Origin of the sequence: Stenotrophomonas sp. SPM (assembly GCF_003105135.1) — a bacterium.
Taxonomy (GTDB): domain Bacteria; phylum Pseudomonadota; class Gammaproteobacteria; order Xanthomonadales; family Xanthomonadaceae; genus Stenotrophomonas.
Genome location: NZ_QETL01000001.1, coordinates 133,503 through 147,806 on the forward strand (window position 1 = coordinate 133,503; position 14,304 = coordinate 147,806).

The following is a 14,304-nucleotide window of genomic DNA, read 5'->3' on the forward strand; positions in this document are numbered from 1 at the left end:
GGGTGCCGGCCAGCGGCCGGCACTACCTGGGCCGGAGACAGAGTTTACCCGGCCAGGGTGAAGACCGAGCCCGAGTCTACGCGGATGTTGGCGCCGTTGATGAAGCTGGCGCGTTCGGAGCACAGCAGCAGGACGGCGGCGGCGACCTCTTCGGGCCGGCCGCGGCGCTTGAGCACCATGCCGGGACGCTCTTCGTCCAGGAAGGTGCGGATGGCCTCCTCGAACGACATGCCCTTTTCCTTGGCGCGCTTGTGCATCATCGCGTCGGTCATCGGCGTATGGATGAAGGCCGGAGACACGGTATTGATCATGACGTTGTCCTTGCCGTACTGCTTGGACAGGCCCTTGGCCAGGCTCAGTACGCCCGCCTTCGAGGCGCAGTAAGGCAGCTCGTCGGTATACGGCTGCACGGCATCTTCCGAGGCGAACAGCACGATGCGACCCCAGCCCTTGGCGCGCATTGCGGGGATGGCCTGGCGGCACATGCGCACTGCACCCATCAGGTTGATATCCAGCGTACGCAGCCAGCCGTTATCGTCGACATCCAGGAAATCGCCGGTGGCGCCGGTGACGCCGGCGGCGTTGACGTAGATGTCGGGGTCACCGAGTTCACTGCGCACCGAGGCCCAGATGCGCTCCACATCCTTGGCATCGGTGACATCACCGGCGACGGCGATGACTTCGCCCAGCGGCGCCAGCTCCTGCAGGGCCTCATCGAGGGTGCCGTCGGGTACGTCGGTGATGGCTACACGTGCCCCAGCCTGCAGCAGCTCGCGTGCGGTCTGTTTGCCCATGCCCGAATCGGCGCCACTGACCAGCGCGATGCGCCCTTCTATTCCGAGATCCATGATGTGTCCTTTGTTGGGGAGAAAGTGGTGCTGCGCGTTGGCAGCGTCTGCAGGAACCGCTCGGCGGTGCGCAGGCCCAGTGCCATCTGGGTCAGCGCCGGATTGGCGGCCAGCGCACTGGGGAAGACGGAGTTGTCGCAGATGAAGAGATTGGGGATGTCGAAGCTGCGCCCGTCGGCGTCCACCACAGCGGTGTCGGGCGAGTCGCCCATGCGGCAGGTGCCCAGGGTGTGGGCCGAGCGCGCGGCGGTGAAGATGCCTGTGGCACCTGCGGCTTCCCAGATGCGGGTCAGCGCGGCCTGGGCGTGCGCGTCCAGTGCCTTTTCGTTGGGGCCATAGCTGAAGTCCACCCGCGCGCGGCGCATGCCGAAGGCATCACGTTCATCGCTGAGGGTCAGCTGGTTCCCCTCCTGCGGCAGGCACTCGCCATTGATGCCGATGCCGGCCAGGTGCCGGTAGGAGGACAGTGCATGCACCAGTGGCTGGCCCCATAGGCCAGCACCCCGGGCGAGGGTGTTGGCCAGTGTGGCCGGCTGCACGCCCAGACTCTGCACCAGGTAGCCGCCGGCGAACGAAGCGTCGTGCGGGCGCACGAAATCCTCTGTGATCAGCGAAGACGGGTAGCCTCGGTTCATGCACATGTCGGCTTCGAAGAAGCCCCACACCTGGGTGGCCACGTGGGCCATGAAGTTGCGACCGACCTGGCCGCTGCTGTTGGCCAGCCCCAGGTTGAGCAGGAGGCGTGGCGTTTCCACGCCGCCCGCGCACAGAAACGCCGCAGAGCAGTTGACCCGGTGCAGGCGATGGTCGCGTTGGTAAACCACTGCGCTGATACGGCCTTGGGCGTCGCGCTCCAGGTCCACCACCCGGCTTTGGTCGCGGATGGCCGCGCCGTGCGCCGTTGCCCACGGCAGCCAAGAGGTATCCATGCTGGCCTTGGCACCATTGCTGCAGCCCTGGTGGCAGGCACCACAGTTATTGCAGGCGTGGCGCACGCCCCAGTGCGCCTGCTGGCGGGCCTGGCTGACCAGCGCGGCGGGCGCATCGGTTGCGATGATGCCCAGCGCGTCGCAACCGCGCTGCATGGCCTGGGCCGAAGCATTTCGCAGCACGGGCGTATAGCCGTACTGACGCGCCGGGTCCCACGGGTAGTGCGCAGGGCCTGATACGCCGATGAAGGTCTCGACGCGCTGCACATACGTCTGCAGTTCTGCCGCTGCGATGGGCCAGTCGGCTCCTTGCCCTGCCAGGGATCGCAGGCACAGATCCCGCGGGTCCGGCCGCGGGCAGAACGCGCCCCAGTGCAGGGTGGATCCACCTACGCCCTGCCCGGAATTGTTTGCCCCGAAAGCGGTAGGGGTCTGGCCTCCACTGAGACGCTCTTCCATCCAGTAGATGTCGGTGGCCAGTTCGTCGGCGAGGTGGTCGTCGGGTCTGAAGGTTCGACCCGCCTCAAGCACCAGCACTGACACGCCGGCCTCGGCCAGACGGGCCGCCAGCGGGGCGCCGCCAGCGCCGCTGCCGATGATGACGGCATCGAACGATTCAGCCTTGCCGTCGTTGCGGTGGGTTCGATTCAGCATGGCAGCTGCCACCCGTCGATGACCCCGGCCTGGGCGTGCTCATAGCCGGGGCTGTGCGCGCCCTTGCCGCCAACAGCAAAGCCGTCATAGCCGACGGCAGCCCACGTCGACGGAAGACTCATCCACGTCCTGGCAAACAATGCCCGCGCATCCTCAAACCAGTGTGCCCACTGCGCGGGGTCCAGCACGGCGCCAGGCGGCACAGCGGCGCTCTGCCGTTGCACCTGCTCAAGCAGTGTGTGCCGTGCCGCGGGAGCAAGCGTGCTGAATCCATTGGCAGCTATATCCAGCTGATCCAGCGCCCGCGCCCATGCGTCCGCATCCGTTGGCAGGTCGGCAAAACGCCAGCCGTCGCTCTCATGGTTCACCAGTGCGTGGCCGACGCGCAGTGCAAGTTCCTCGGCATCTGCGCCGGGTACCAGGCATGACGCCAAGGCAGAGAGCACGGCCAGGTGCCGTGCGGGCAGCGCGGACTCGGGAAGCGGCAGCGGCGCGGCATGTCGGGCCAGCAGGCGGGCCCGCATGCGCGGCGCAACCCGTTCTTCGTCCAGCAGCTGGACGAAGGCTGGCGGCAGTGCACGTGCCGCCAGCGGCAGCGCCCACGCGGCAATGCGCTGGGCCAGCCACTGCGGCTGTTCGATGGGAATCAGGTGCGCAGCATCCGGCACGATCTCGACGCTCGCGTGCACATAATGCGGCGCGTTCAGCGCACGCTGGGCGGCTTCACCCAGGTCACCATCCTCCGCGCCGGCCAGTATCAGCGCCGGCACGTGCAGGTGGGCTGCCTCTTCCTGGCGATGCTCGCAGCTGCCCTGCTTCAGCCAGGCACGCCAGGCGATGGGGTCGGTGCGCCGCACGTCGAGGATGGCGGCTTCGCGGGTGGTACCCTGCAGCGGTCGATGCGCGTTGGCGTCGATGAATGCCTCAGCATCGGCGCGTAACGGGCCGCCTTCGGCGAACCAGCCGAGCATCTCCTCGCGGCGTGCCTCTTCCATGGGCTCGGGGCATGGGGGCGATGCCGCCACCAGCACCACGCCGGCCAGGCCTGCCAGGCCCTGCACACCGTCGCGGCTGCGGGCGGCGAGCAGCGTTGCGATCTTGCCGCCCATGCTGTGGCCAACGACAAACCAGCAGGTGGGCGCACGCGCGGTGACTTCCTGCTGGAACCAGTCCACGAGGGCATCAATGTCGGTCGCGTTGCCAGCGAGTGTGCCGCCAAAGCCAGGAATGTCCAGAGCAACGCAGTCGAATCGATCGCCGAGGGCGCGGCGCACGGCGCTCCATTCCTGATGGCTTGCGCCCAGGCTGTGCAGCAGAAAAAGGACAGGACGTTGCATGTAGACCTCAGCGTGTAGCGGCGCGAGCATGGTCGTCCGCGTGTCCATGGGGCGTGCATGCAGGTGTCAACGCCGCGCAATGATCACACGGCGTTGAACACTGCCTCACCCTGTCTGCGCGCGCGGCTCTCTAGGTTCGATGCACCCCACGTCTGGATGTTCATCATGTGCACCCCTACTGCTGTTCCGGCAGCTTTGAACGCTTGTCGGAGGGGGCGTTGATGTCGACGTTTCCGGAAGCGAGAGCCCTCGATAGAAGGAAGATCGGTGAGTCGCCCGTCGCGAGTGGGCGCAGGCGCGACGGTGCGCTGCCCATCGAACAGTACTCGGCGCTGGGCGAAGGTCGCTCTGTTGCCCTGACCGGCTGCGACGGGTCCATCGACTGGTGGTGCGCGCCCAACATGGACAGCCCGCCGCTGTTTGATCGCCTGTTGGACGGCGGCAACGGCGGCTACTTCACCATTGCTCCCACCGAGCCCTGCACGGTCGAGCGCCGCTATCGCGATGAAAGCAACGTGCTGGAAACCGTGTTTACGACGGCATCCGGCCGCGCGTCGTTGACGGAGTCATTGAACAGCGGCAACGCCGGTCGGCTGCCGTGGTGCGAGCTGGCGCGCCGCATCGAGGGCCTGGAGGGTGAAGTGCGCTTTGCGGTGCACATGTACCCCAGCACCCGTGCGCAGTCGGCCAGCCCCTATTGTTCCTCCATCGGCGAGCACACGGTGTTCCATGTGCAGCGGCTGCTGGGCGTAGTGATCCATCATCCGGCGCTGCAACTCCACTGGACCGACGAGGGCGCACGTGGCGAATGTGCGGTCAGTGCCGGCGAGCGCGTGACTGTCGCGCTGGTGGTCGGCGAGGACGAGCCGCTGGTGGCACCGTCGGTGGAGGAAGTGGACGGCCGCATCGATCTGACCGATCGGGAATGGAAGGCATGGGCACGAAACGTGTCCTACAACGGCTGGGACCGAGCCACCTTCGTGCGCAGCACGCTGGCCCTCAAGCTGCTGCTGTACTCGCCCTCTGGCGCCATTGCCGCTGCTGCCACGACCTCCCTGCCCGAGCGCATTGGCGGCGACAAGAATTTCGACTACCGCTACGCGTGGGTGCGCGACGCGGGTTACACGATCCAGGCGTTTCTGGCCGCGGGTCTGGAGGCGGAATCCAAAGCGGCATTCACCTGGCTGCTGCGTCAGCTGCGACGCCATGGGCCGAGGGTGGTATTCACTCTGGATGGCGAGATGGTGGAGCCGGTGCAGGAACTGTCCATGCGCGGTTACCGCGATACGCAGCCGGTGGTGAAAGGCAATCTTGCCGGCGACCAGCACCAGCATGGCATCTACGGTGACATCTTCGAGACCGCGTTCTGTTTCGTGGCGGCCGGCAACATTCTGGATGGGGCCAGCGCAGAGCTGCTTTCCCGCATTGCCGACCTGTGCGCGGACCACTGGCGCGCGAAGGATTCCGGTATATGGGAACTGCCTGAGCTGGAGCATTACACGATGTCCAAGATCAGCTGCTGGCAGGCGCTGGCGCGGGCGGTCGAGCTGGCCGACCAGGGCCAGCTGCCGACCACGTGCCGTGACCGCTGGCAGCGCGAGCGCGACCGCATCAGTGACTGGATCGAGACCCATTGCTGGTCCGATGCCCTGCAGGCGTTCGAGATGTACCCCGGCAGCGGCAAGCTGGATGCATCGGTGGCGCTGGCGGTGCGCTTCCGCTTCGACGGCCGGGACCGCCTGCTGGCCACCCTGCGCGCCATCGACCGCGAGCTGGGCCAGTCGGATTTCCACTACCGCTACTCGGGCATGCCCGAAGAGGAAGGTTGTTTTATCGCCTGCTCCTACTGGATGGCTGAGGCCTATGCGCGCCTGGGCTTCGTCGATGACGCCCGCGCCCGCGTGGATGCCCTGAACGGCGCACTTGGCCGCTGCCAGGGCGTGCTCAGCGAAATGGTGGACCCGGACACCGGCCACTACCTCGGCAACACCCCGCAAGGCCTGAGCCACCTGGCCCAGGTGATGGCCATGGCCACTGTTGCAGACTCCCAGCGCTGCCCCTGAGCGGCCCACTTTCCCCCGCCCCACGATAAGGATCGACCATGAATGATCGTCTGAAAATGCAGGACCCGCGCAGCCAGTTTCCGCAGCCGCCCTTCCCCGCCCAGCCGCAGCCCGTGCCGGGCAAGGCCGCAGCCATGGACCCCGTGCCGGACCACGGTGAAACCAGCTACCAGGGCTCGGGCAAGCTGGGCGGACGCCGGGCACTGATCACCGGCGCCGACAGCGGTATCGGCCGCGCTGCAGCCATTGCCTATGCCCGCGAAGGCGCCGATGTTGCCCTGTCCTATCTGCCGTCCGAAGCCTCGGACGCGGAAGAAGTGTTCGCACTGGTCGAAGCCGAAGGCCGCAAGGCGCTGGCGCTGCCGGGTGACATCACCGACCCGGAGTGGTGCAGGACGATGGTCGAGCGCACCGTGGAAGCCTTCGGCGGCCTGGACATCCTGGTGGTCAATGCGGCCCGCCAGCAATATCGCGAAAGCATTGCCGAGCTGAGCGCGGAGGACTTCGACAAGACGATGAAGACCAATCTCTACGCCATGCACTGGATCTGCCAGGCAGCGGTTCCGCACCTGCCGCCGGGCGCAGCGGTCATCACCACGGCATCGGTGCAGGCCTATGACCCCTCGGCGATCCTGCTGGATTACGCCACCACCAAGGCGGGCATCGTGGCCTACACCAAGGCGCTGTCGGCACAGTTGGTCGAGAAGGGAATCCGGGCCAACGTGGTTGCGCCGGGTCCGTTCTGGACCGCGCTGCAGTCTTCCGGTGGGCAGCCGACCGAGGCGGTGACGAAGTTCGGCACGCAGGTGCCGATGAAGCGCCCGGGACAGCCGGTGGAGATCGCGCCGATTTATGTGCTTCTGGCTAGCCAGGAAGGCAGCTACCTGACTGGTGAAGTCTTCGGTGTAACGGGTGGTGCGGGCATCGCCTGAGCAACGTGCAGCTTAAACTGAACTGTTAAGACTGAACGCGGTCATTTTCACGCCGGTTGTGGCAAGGTGCCGGGCTCTGATGGGCCCGGTGCCATTCCGGTGATCCGATCCAACCGAACAGGGAATCGCGTGTCGAACGATCAATTCAAGGGCTTTCCTTCGCCGTCGGTAAGAAGCGAGAACGCGTTGCCGATCGGTGACAAGCGCTCGGACATCTTCTTCAGCGCCGTTGAAACCACGCGGATGCCGATGATCATCACCGACCCGCACCAGCCCGATAATCCGATCATCTTCGCCAACCGGGCATTCGTTGAAATGACCGGCTATGAGCGTGACGAGTTGATTGGCCGCAACTGCCGCTTCCTGCAGGGGCCGGAAACCGATCGTGACGCGATCGCCGAGATTCGCGAAGCCATCGCCGAGACCCGCGAGGCCGCAACCGAGGTGCTGAACTATCGCAAGGATGGTTCGACCTTCTGGAATGCACTTTTTGTGTCGCCGGTGTTCGATGACGACGGCAGGCTGGTGTACTTCTTTGGTTCGCAGCTGGATGTGTCGCGCCGGCGGGATGCGGAGGATTCACTTCGCCAGGCGCAGAAGATGGAAGCCCTCGGCCAGTTGACAGGTGGCATTGCGCACGATTTCAACAACCTCCTGCAGGTCATGTCCGGTTATCTGGAAATGATCACCGGCACCTCGGAGGAGGAGCTTCGACCCGACAGCTTCGTCAGGCGCGCGGCGACGCAGGCGCAGTCTGCCGCCAACAAGGCCGCGGTGCTGACCCAGCAGCTGCTGGCCTTCTCGCGACGGCAGAAGCTGGAAGGGCGGACCGTCAATCTGAATTCGCTGGTGTCCTCCACGGTTGAACTGGCCGAGCAGCGTGTCGGCGCAGACGTGGCGTTGAAGATGGATCTGGCGCCCGGGCTGTGGAACTGCAGGATCGACACGACCCAGGCCGAGGTGGCCATCCTCAACCTGGTCATCAATGCACGCGATGCACTGAAAGGACGCCCGGACCAGCGCGTGCTGCTGACCACACGCAACGTGGAGGTCTCCAAGGCTGCGGCCGCCAATGAACTCGATCACCTGCCGGCGGGCCGTCTTGTCTGCATTTCAGTGCAGGACAACGGCAGTGGCATGTCGCCGGACATCGTGCGGCGGGTGATGGATCCGTTCTTCACCACCAAGGAGGAGGGTGAAGGTACCGGACTGGGACTGTCGATGGTCTACGGCTTCGTCAAGCAGTCTGGCGGCACCGTACGGATCGCCTCTGAGCCCGGCGCAGGCACAACGGTCAGCCTGTACTTCCCCGCCACGAACGATGCGCTGACCAAGGATGCCGCACCCACCAACATGGCCATGGACCGGGGTGGCAGCGAGCGCATCCTGATTGTCGAAGACCGCGATGATGTTGCCGAACTGGCGCAGATGCTGCTTGAAGCGGGGGGCTACCAGACCCGTATTGCCAACGATGGCGTTTCGGCGCTGGCGCTGCTGGAACAGGGCGAGGTATTCGACCTGCTGTTCACCGATCTGATCATGCCGGGTGGCATGAACGGCGTGCTGCTGGCCCGTGAGGCCAAGCGCCGCCTGCCGAGGATGAAGGTGCTGCTGACGACCGGCTATGCGGAAGCGAGTCTGGAGCGTACCGACGCCGGCGGTTCCGAATACGAGGTGCTGAACAAACCTTTCAACCGGCAGCAGCTGCTGCGCAAGGTCCGGCTGGTCCTGGAGGGGCCGACCGGCGTTGGCTGAGTGTTCGACTGACCTGAAGCGGGCAACCTGCGCTGAACCTCTGCGCAGCGCTCCATTGAGCGTACGCGGTGCGGCACCCACCTGATTCCTGCGCCCGAGCATGGGCGCCCTCAGGAGAAATACATGCCGCACCACGAAAAAATCGCCTTGTCCGGCGTTGTTGAACACGTGTTCGCCCACCGTTTCACCCTGCTGGCAGATGGCCGGCCTTACCTGGCGGATCTAGGGCCCAAGGGCGCCGACGCCTTCACCATCGCGCCCGGCCTGGCCGTCACTCTGGAAGGCGAACGTCGCCCTTCGGAGATCAAGGTGCTCAGCATCGCCCGTAAAGGTGGCAAGCGGGTGGAGATCGAGCACAAGAAGCCGCACCACGGGCCAGGCCACCATGCCGGGAAGCACGTGCAGATGGACCCCGCCGTCGCGCTGGATGCCGTGAAGCGGGCGGGATGGACACCCGCAGGCGAGCCGCAGCGTCACCCCAAGCACTTTGAGGTGCTGGCCCGCCAGATCAATGGCGACTGGATGGAGCTGCATGTGGACTTCGTGGGCGGGATCTACAAGCAGAAGCCCGCGTCCGCGCACAAGTGGGATATTGCCTAAACAAGAGAAGCCCCGCGAAAGCGGGGCTTCTGTATATGGCTCAGCCTGCAGACACGGTCCCGCACCGGAACACGGTGAGGCTGCGCGGTGGGGCCAGGAAGTGGCCGGCACCCTGCAGTTCCTGTTCGCTCGCGAGGGCTGCATCCGTGGTCAACAGCATCGACCAGGCGAGCGAGGCGCCCTCGTCGTCCGGAAGGGCGAAATCGACCCCTTCGTGATAGGCGTTGATCACCACCAGCAGGCTCGCATCGCTGGCATGCTCGCGCACGCCTGATACCTGTGCCCTGCCCTCCAGCAGCAGCCCGACCGAGCGCGCACCCGCGTCATTCCAGTCCTCATCGGTCATCTCCCGGCCTGCGGGATTGAGCCAGGTCAGGTCGCGCACATCGGCCTGTTCTTTGTACTGGCCGTTGAGGAAGCGGCCGCGGGTCAGGATCGGATGCCTTTGGCGCAGGGCCAGCAGATCGCGGACGAACTGGGCCAGTCGGCCCTCGGTGGTGTCGCGCTCCCAATCGATCCAGGCCGTTTCGTTGTCCTGGCAATAGGTGTTGTTGTTGCCGCCCTGCGTCTGCGCGCGCTCGTCGCCGGCAAGCATCATCGGCGTGCCCTGCGAAAGCAGCAGTGTGGCCAGCAAGTTGCGCATCTGTTGTTCGCGCAGCGCGTTGATCCCTGCATCGTCGGTCGGCCCCTCGGCGCCATGATTGCAGGACGAATCGTTGCTGGAGCCATCACGATTGTCTTCGCCGTTGGCGTCGTTGTGCTTTTCGTTGTAGCTGACCAGGTCGTTGAGCGTGAACCCATCGTGCGCGGTGATGAAGTTGACCGATGCCCACGGGCGGCGGCCGCGCCGATCGAACAGGTCTGCCGAGCCAGTCAGTCGCGTAGCGAACTCGGCCAGCTTGCCTTCGTCGCCCTTCCAGAAGCTGCGCGCGGTGTCGCGGAACTTGTCATTCCACTCTGCCCAGCCCGGCGGGAAGTGCCCGACCTGGTAGCCGCCGGGGCCGCAGTCCCAGGGCTCGGCAATCAGCTTCACCTGGCTGAGCAGGGGGTCCTGGCCAACCGCATCGAGGAAGCCGCCGCGCTGGTCGAATCCCGTTGGCTCCCGCCCCAGGATGGTTGCCAGGTCGAAGCGGAAGCCGTCGACGTGCATTTCCTGCGCCCAGTAACGCAGGGAATCGCAGACGAAGCGGATGGCCTGCAGGTTGCTCAGGTTGAAGGTGTTACCGGTGCCGGTATCGTTGATGTAGTACCGCTTGTCTTCGGCCAGGCGATAGTAGGTGGCATTGTCGATGCCCTTGAACGACAGCGTCGGCCCGAGCTCATTGCCTTCGGCGGTATGGTTGTAGACCACGTCCATGAAGACCTCGAGACCTTTCCCGTGCATGGCCTTGACCATGTCGCGGAATTCGTCGCGGTGGCCGCTGGCCAGGTAGCGACGCTTGGGCGCGAAGAAGGCCAGCGTGTTGTAGCCCCAGTAATTACGCAGGCCCTTTTCCAGCAGATGGTGGTCGTCCAGATAGGCGTGCATGGGGAGCAGCTCCACGGCGGTCACTCCCAGGCCGCGGATGTAATCCAGCACGGCAGGCTGGGCGAGGCCGGCACAGGTTCCACGCACGTCCTCGGCTACCTCGGGATGGCGCTGGGTGTAACCGCGCACGTGGGTCTCGTAGACGACCGTGCGGTTCCAGGGCGTGAGCAGGTGCTCGTCCCCTTCCCAGTCATAAGAATCTTCCACCACCACAGCCTTGGGCATGAATGGTGCGCTGTCACGTTCATCAAAGCTCAGGTCGCCGTCGGGGTGACCAATGGTGTAGCCGTAGAGCTCATCTGCCCAGGTCAGGTCGCCATCGATTTCGCGTGCGTAGGGATCGAGCAGCAGCTTGTGGTGATTGAAACGGTGGCCATCAGCCGGGGCGTAAGGCCCATGCACCCGGTAGCCGTAGCGTTGGCCGGGCTTCACCTCGGGAAGATAGCCGTGCCAGATTTCGTTGGTGTACTCGGGCAGCTCGATGCGCTGTTCGTTGCCGTGGTCATCGAACAGGCACAGTTCGACCTTGGTGGCGTGTGCGCTGAACAGCGCGAAGTTGGTTCCCTGGCCATCGAAGGAAGCGCCCTGGGGAAACGGACGCCCTTCGCGGACGCGGGACGGGGTGGCGTAACGGGTGGATCTGACCTGGTCGCGCATGGGGGAGGCTCTGTGTTCCGGCTGCGGGTTTGCCGCCGGGGAGTCGGGAGCATCCCGGTCCTGCTGTAGAGACCATGTGGCGGCGACATCACGCGGATTTGCAATGCGAGCCGCGTGCTGAAGCTTTCAGAATCGGGGGCTTGGGGTTCTATTTCCAGGCTGTCTATGGGCGTCCAGAGGTTCGCAGGCTGTCAAAGACGCCCTGGCCTATGGCCTGGCGGTTGCTGCAATGCGTGCAGCTGAGCACGGCGCCGCCTGAAATCGCGGTCAGTCCGACCGGCTCGCACGCGACGAAGTCGCTGTCGCAGGTATGGCAGTGCGCGTGCACCTTCACGATGCTTGGCCCCGTTCCGCGGTCATTCTCACCGCGTTCAACCCGCTCCAGTCGAAACCGGCCTGTCTCGCCGGCTGCGCCGCAGCTGTAGTGATTCTCTCGCTCGCACATGGTCTTTCCAGCCGTGATGTCTGCCAAAGCATCCCTGTCGTGGGGAGAACGTGGTGTGCTGCAGCGTTGATCCCCATGTGAAACCACATGGCGCACGGCCGAGCCATTGGGCGGAAATGATCAAGCACGGCCTGACGGGAAGGCGTACATTATCTTCAGAACCTGACCGGACTGATCCATGCTGCGTGCTGTTGCCTATCGAAGCTTCGCTGTGCCGGGCATTGATGCCCCCCGCCTTGAACGCATCGTACAGGGTGCCCAGCGCTTCAACCGGATGGCCGGCGTCACCGGCGCAATGCTGTTCGATGGGTCGCGCTTCCTGCAGTACATCGAAGGGCCTGCGGATGGCATCGAGGGTGCCATCGGCCGCATCAGGGCCAGCAGTGACCATGTACGGCTGCATATGCTGGGTGACACCGTGGTCGAGGCCCGGCGATTTCCGGCATGGGACATGAGTTGCCTGATGCAGACGAACACTGTGCTGGACCGCTTGTTCGTCGCGCCTTGGGGTAGCTTGGGCGGTTCGTTGGATGACGCCGGGAACCCTGTCGGCGGCGCGCTGCTTCTGCGTCAGTTGCTGGGTTGATCCTCGACCGGCAGAGGCAGATCGACGCTGCTGTCTTCCACAGGGTCGAGAAACGCGTCGAGCTGCTCCGCACGCACGCCCTGCGTGGGTGCTGGTGCGGCTGTGATCGAGCCGGAGAACAGAAGTGCCGGAAACAGCAGCAGTGCAGCCAGTATTTTCATGGTGGTCTTCGGTGTGAGTGGAAGCCGCGCAGAGCTGCTGACGCTACGCCCAAACCTGACCCGGAGATCATCCCGATCAAAATGAGCCCATCAGCCCTCAATCCAGGACCACAGTGAAGCGGGGGGCCAACGCGGACGGGACCATGGCGGCCCGCTGCCGCTTCAGCGCAACCAGTCCATGGAAGCGGTCCGTGCGGCGTTGTAGTTTCGCTCTCCACCCCAAGGCTGGATTGAACAAACAGCGCATTCTCATGCTTCTGGCGGGCGGGTTCTGATGGTTTGCCCCAGCCAGCGGCGGGCACTACCGGGCTGCGTTGGGAAGCAGCTGCTCGGCCAGGCCGCGATAGATCGGCACGGGGCAGACCAGACCGGACACGGCGCGGGCGATCAGCACTGTGGCCAGGATCGGCAGCAGCAGGTCACCGCTGTCGGTCAGCTCAAGCGAGATGACCGCCGACGTCAGCGGCGCCTGGGTCACGCCGGTAAGGTAGGCGCACATGCCCAGCAGCACGAAGGCGCGCGGATCGACGGCGGGCATCAGCGCAGCCAGGTTGTGGCCGATGCCCGCGCCCACGGCCAGCGCCGGCGAGAACAAGCCGCCGGGAATGCCCGCGATGTACGAGGCCAGATTGGCAAGCAGTTTCATCAGGCCGAATTCGTGGCCGACCTCAGCATGGCCCTGCACCAGGCTGCGTGCCTGCTCATACCCGGTTCCATACGCACCATCGCCGAATGCGGCGGCCAAGCCGACCACCACCAGGCCGCACGCTGCGGCGAGCAGCACCGGGTGCCGCTGCCGCAGCGTGCCCAGCCAGCGCGGTCGGCCGGCCACGCTGGCCAGCACCATGCGCGCGAACACCCCGCCCAACAGGCCCGCCACCACCCCGCACAGCAGGATGGCCAACCAGGCCTGGCCTAACGGCATGCGTGCAGCCACGTGGCCGAAGTAGGTGTAGTTGCCGAGCAGGCCCAGCGAGACCACGCCGCCCACGATGACCGCGGTCAACAGCGTGCCCGAGAACCGATGCTCGAAGCGCCCGCTCAACTCTTCAATGGCGAACACGATACCCGCCAGGGGCGTGTTGAAGGCCGCCGCGATGCCGGCCGCACCGCCGGCGAGCAGGAAGTGCGACAGCTCTTTGGGATCCTTGAAGCCGAACCAGCGGCCGAACAGGTACATCAGGCTGGCGCCAACGTGGACAGTGGGGCCCTCGCGGCCGACCGATGCGCCACCGAGCAGCGAGAGCGAGGTCAACAGGAGTTTGCCGGCGGACACCCCGGGCGAGAGATTGACCTGCCGGAAGGTCTCATCGGGTTTTTCCAGCGCGGCGATGACCTGGGGAATGCCGCTGCCCCGGGTCGGGCGCAGGGCGCCGCTGGTCAGCCAGGCGAGCAAGGCGAAGATACCGGGTGTGAGCAGCAGCGCCCACCACGGCGAGTGGTCGATGGCGCGCTGGAACAGGCCGAACGCAGCGTCGCTGGCCTTGGCGAACAGAATCGCGACGAGCGCGACGGCCACGGCGCCGATCCACAGCGCGGCGCGGCGACGCCAGGCCTCGCTGCGCAGGTGGCCGGCCAGAGAGGCCTGGATACGGCGGAATGGGTTCATGCGGACCAGTATGGTCAGTCTCGGGCGCCTGGGAAAGCTGGCGCCGTGGCGGCTGACCTTGCGGCATGCGGTGGCTGGGCCGGGAACATCTGGCGCCAGCGACTACCCGTGCTTTGCGTAACAGCCCGAGGTCCGACAGTCCCGGGGGATCATCCGGCCGACACCCCAGCGGCCAATGGAGACCGCTGGGGCGCGTGAGC

General features: G+C 65.5%; 10 protein-coding genes and 1 pseudogene. 5 read left to right on the forward strand and 6 right to left on the reverse strand.

The window, feature by feature from the left end:
• Positions 1-44: 44 nt before the first annotated feature.
• The 3 genes and pseudogenes from DCO49_RS00555 to DCO49_RS00565 form a co-directional block, all read right to left on the reverse strand.
• Positions 45-848 (reverse strand): SDR family oxidoreductase, encoded by an 804-nt coding sequence (locus tag DCO49_RS00555; RefSeq protein WP_116862308.1) that lies wholly within the window; start codon positions 846-848, stop codon positions 45-47.
• Between the two features lie 50 nt (positions 849-898).
• Positions 899-2,431 (reverse strand): annotated as a pseudogene (locus tag DCO49_RS00560) (GMC family oxidoreductase); the annotation flags it as partial.
• The gene (locus DCO49_RS00565; protein ID WP_243402599.1) at positions 2,425-3,816 is read right to left on the reverse strand and encodes an alpha/beta hydrolase; all 1,392 of its coding nucleotides are present in this window, start codon (positions 3,814-3,816) and stop codon (positions 2,425-2,427) included. The pseudogene DCO49_RS00560 and the gene DCO49_RS00565, both read right to left, overlap by 7 nt.
• Before the next feature lie 173 nt (positions 3,817-3,989).
• On the opposite strand from DCO49_RS00565, the gene DCO49_RS00570 reads away from it, so the two are divergent.
• The 4 genes from DCO49_RS00570 (at position 3,990) to DCO49_RS00585 (ending at position 9,118) form a co-directional block, all read left to right on the forward strand.
• Positions 3,990-5,831 (forward strand): glycoside hydrolase family 15 protein, encoded by a 1,842-nt coding sequence (locus DCO49_RS00570; protein ID WP_116862310.1) that lies wholly within the window; start codon positions 3,990-3,992, stop codon positions 5,829-5,831.
• A gap of 38 nt (positions 5,832-5,869) precedes the next feature.
• Positions 5,870-6,763, forward strand: coding sequence for an SDR family oxidoreductase (locus DCO49_RS00575; RefSeq protein WP_116862311.1), 894 nt, complete (start codon positions 5,870-5,872; stop codon positions 6,761-6,763).
• 192 nt (positions 6,764-6,955) lie between these two features.
• On the forward strand, positions 6,956-8,518 hold the full coding sequence (locus tag DCO49_RS00580; protein ID WP_243402614.1) for a histidine kinase famiy protein: 1,563 nt from the start codon (positions 6,956-6,958) through the stop codon (positions 8,516-8,518).
• 123 nt (positions 8,519-8,641) lie between these two features.
• Positions 8,642-9,118 (forward strand): hypothetical protein, encoded by a 477-nt coding sequence (locus tag DCO49_RS00585; RefSeq protein WP_116862313.1) that lies wholly within the window; start codon positions 8,642-8,644, stop codon positions 9,116-9,118.
• 40 nt (positions 9,119-9,158) lie between these two features.
• On the opposite strand, the gene glgX is transcribed toward DCO49_RS00585, so the two are convergent.
• Positions 9,159-11,303: a glycogen debranching protein GlgX gene (gene glgX / locus DCO49_RS00590; protein WP_116862314.1), complete on the reverse strand. Its 2,145-nt coding sequence runs from the start codon at positions 11,301-11,303 to the stop codon at positions 9,159-9,161.
• A 623-nt stretch (positions 11,304-11,926) separates the two neighbouring features.
• On the opposite strand from glgX, the gene DCO49_RS00595 reads away from it, so the two are divergent.
• On the forward strand, positions 11,927-12,334 hold the full coding sequence (locus DCO49_RS00595; RefSeq protein ID WP_116862315.1) for a BLUF domain-containing protein: 408 nt from the start codon (positions 11,927-11,929) through the stop codon (positions 12,332-12,334).
• Here DCO49_RS00595 and DCO49_RS20240 read toward each other — a convergent pair.
• Both DCO49_RS20240 and DCO49_RS00600 read right to left on the reverse strand, forming a co-directional pair.
• Entirely contained in the window at positions 12,319-12,495 is a 177-nt protein-coding gene (locus DCO49_RS20240) for a hypothetical protein (protein WP_165835650.1), read from the reverse strand. The genes DCO49_RS00595 and DCO49_RS20240 overlap by 16 nt on opposite strands.
• Positions 12,496-12,796: 301 nt before the next feature.
• Positions 12,797-14,104: a chloride channel protein gene (locus DCO49_RS00600; protein ID WP_116862316.1), complete on the reverse strand. Its 1,308-nt coding sequence runs from the start codon at positions 14,102-14,104 to the stop codon at positions 12,797-12,799.
• Between the last annotated feature and the right edge of the window lie 200 nt (positions 14,105-14,304).

Coding starts and splice junctions, on each gene's coding strand:
- DCO49_RS00585 (WP_116862313.1), top strand. CDS start 8,642: ATGCCGCACCACGAAAAAATCGCCTTGTCCGGCGTTGTTGAACACGTG.
- DCO49_RS00570 (WP_116862310.1), top strand. CDS start 3,990: ATGTCGACGTTTCCGGAAGCGAGAGCCCTCGATAGAAGGAAGATCGGT.
- glgX (WP_116862314.1), bottom strand. CDS start 11,303: ATGCGCGACCAGGTCAGATCCACCCGTTACGCCACCCCGTCCCGCGTC.
- DCO49_RS00575 (WP_116862311.1), top strand. CDS start 5,870: ATGAATGATCGTCTGAAAATGCAGGACCCGCGCAGCCAGTTTCCGCAG.
- DCO49_RS00600 (WP_116862316.1), bottom strand. CDS start 14,104: ATGAACCCATTCCGCCGTATCCAGGCCTCTCTGGCCGGCCACCTGCGC.
- DCO49_RS20240 (WP_165835650.1), bottom strand. CDS start 12,495: ATGAAAATACTGGCTGCACTGCTGCTGTTTCCGGCACTTCTGTTCTCC.
- DCO49_RS00555 (WP_116862308.1), bottom strand. CDS start 848: ATGGATCTCGGAATAGAAGGGCGCATCGCGCTGGTCAGTGGCGCCGAT.
- DCO49_RS00595 (WP_116862315.1), top strand. CDS start 11,927: ATGCTGCGTGCTGTTGCCTATCGAAGCTTCGCTGTGCCGGGCATTGAT.
- DCO49_RS00565 (WP_243402599.1), bottom strand. CDS start 3,816: ATGGACACGCGGACGACCATGCTCGCGCCGCTACACGCTGAGGTCTAC.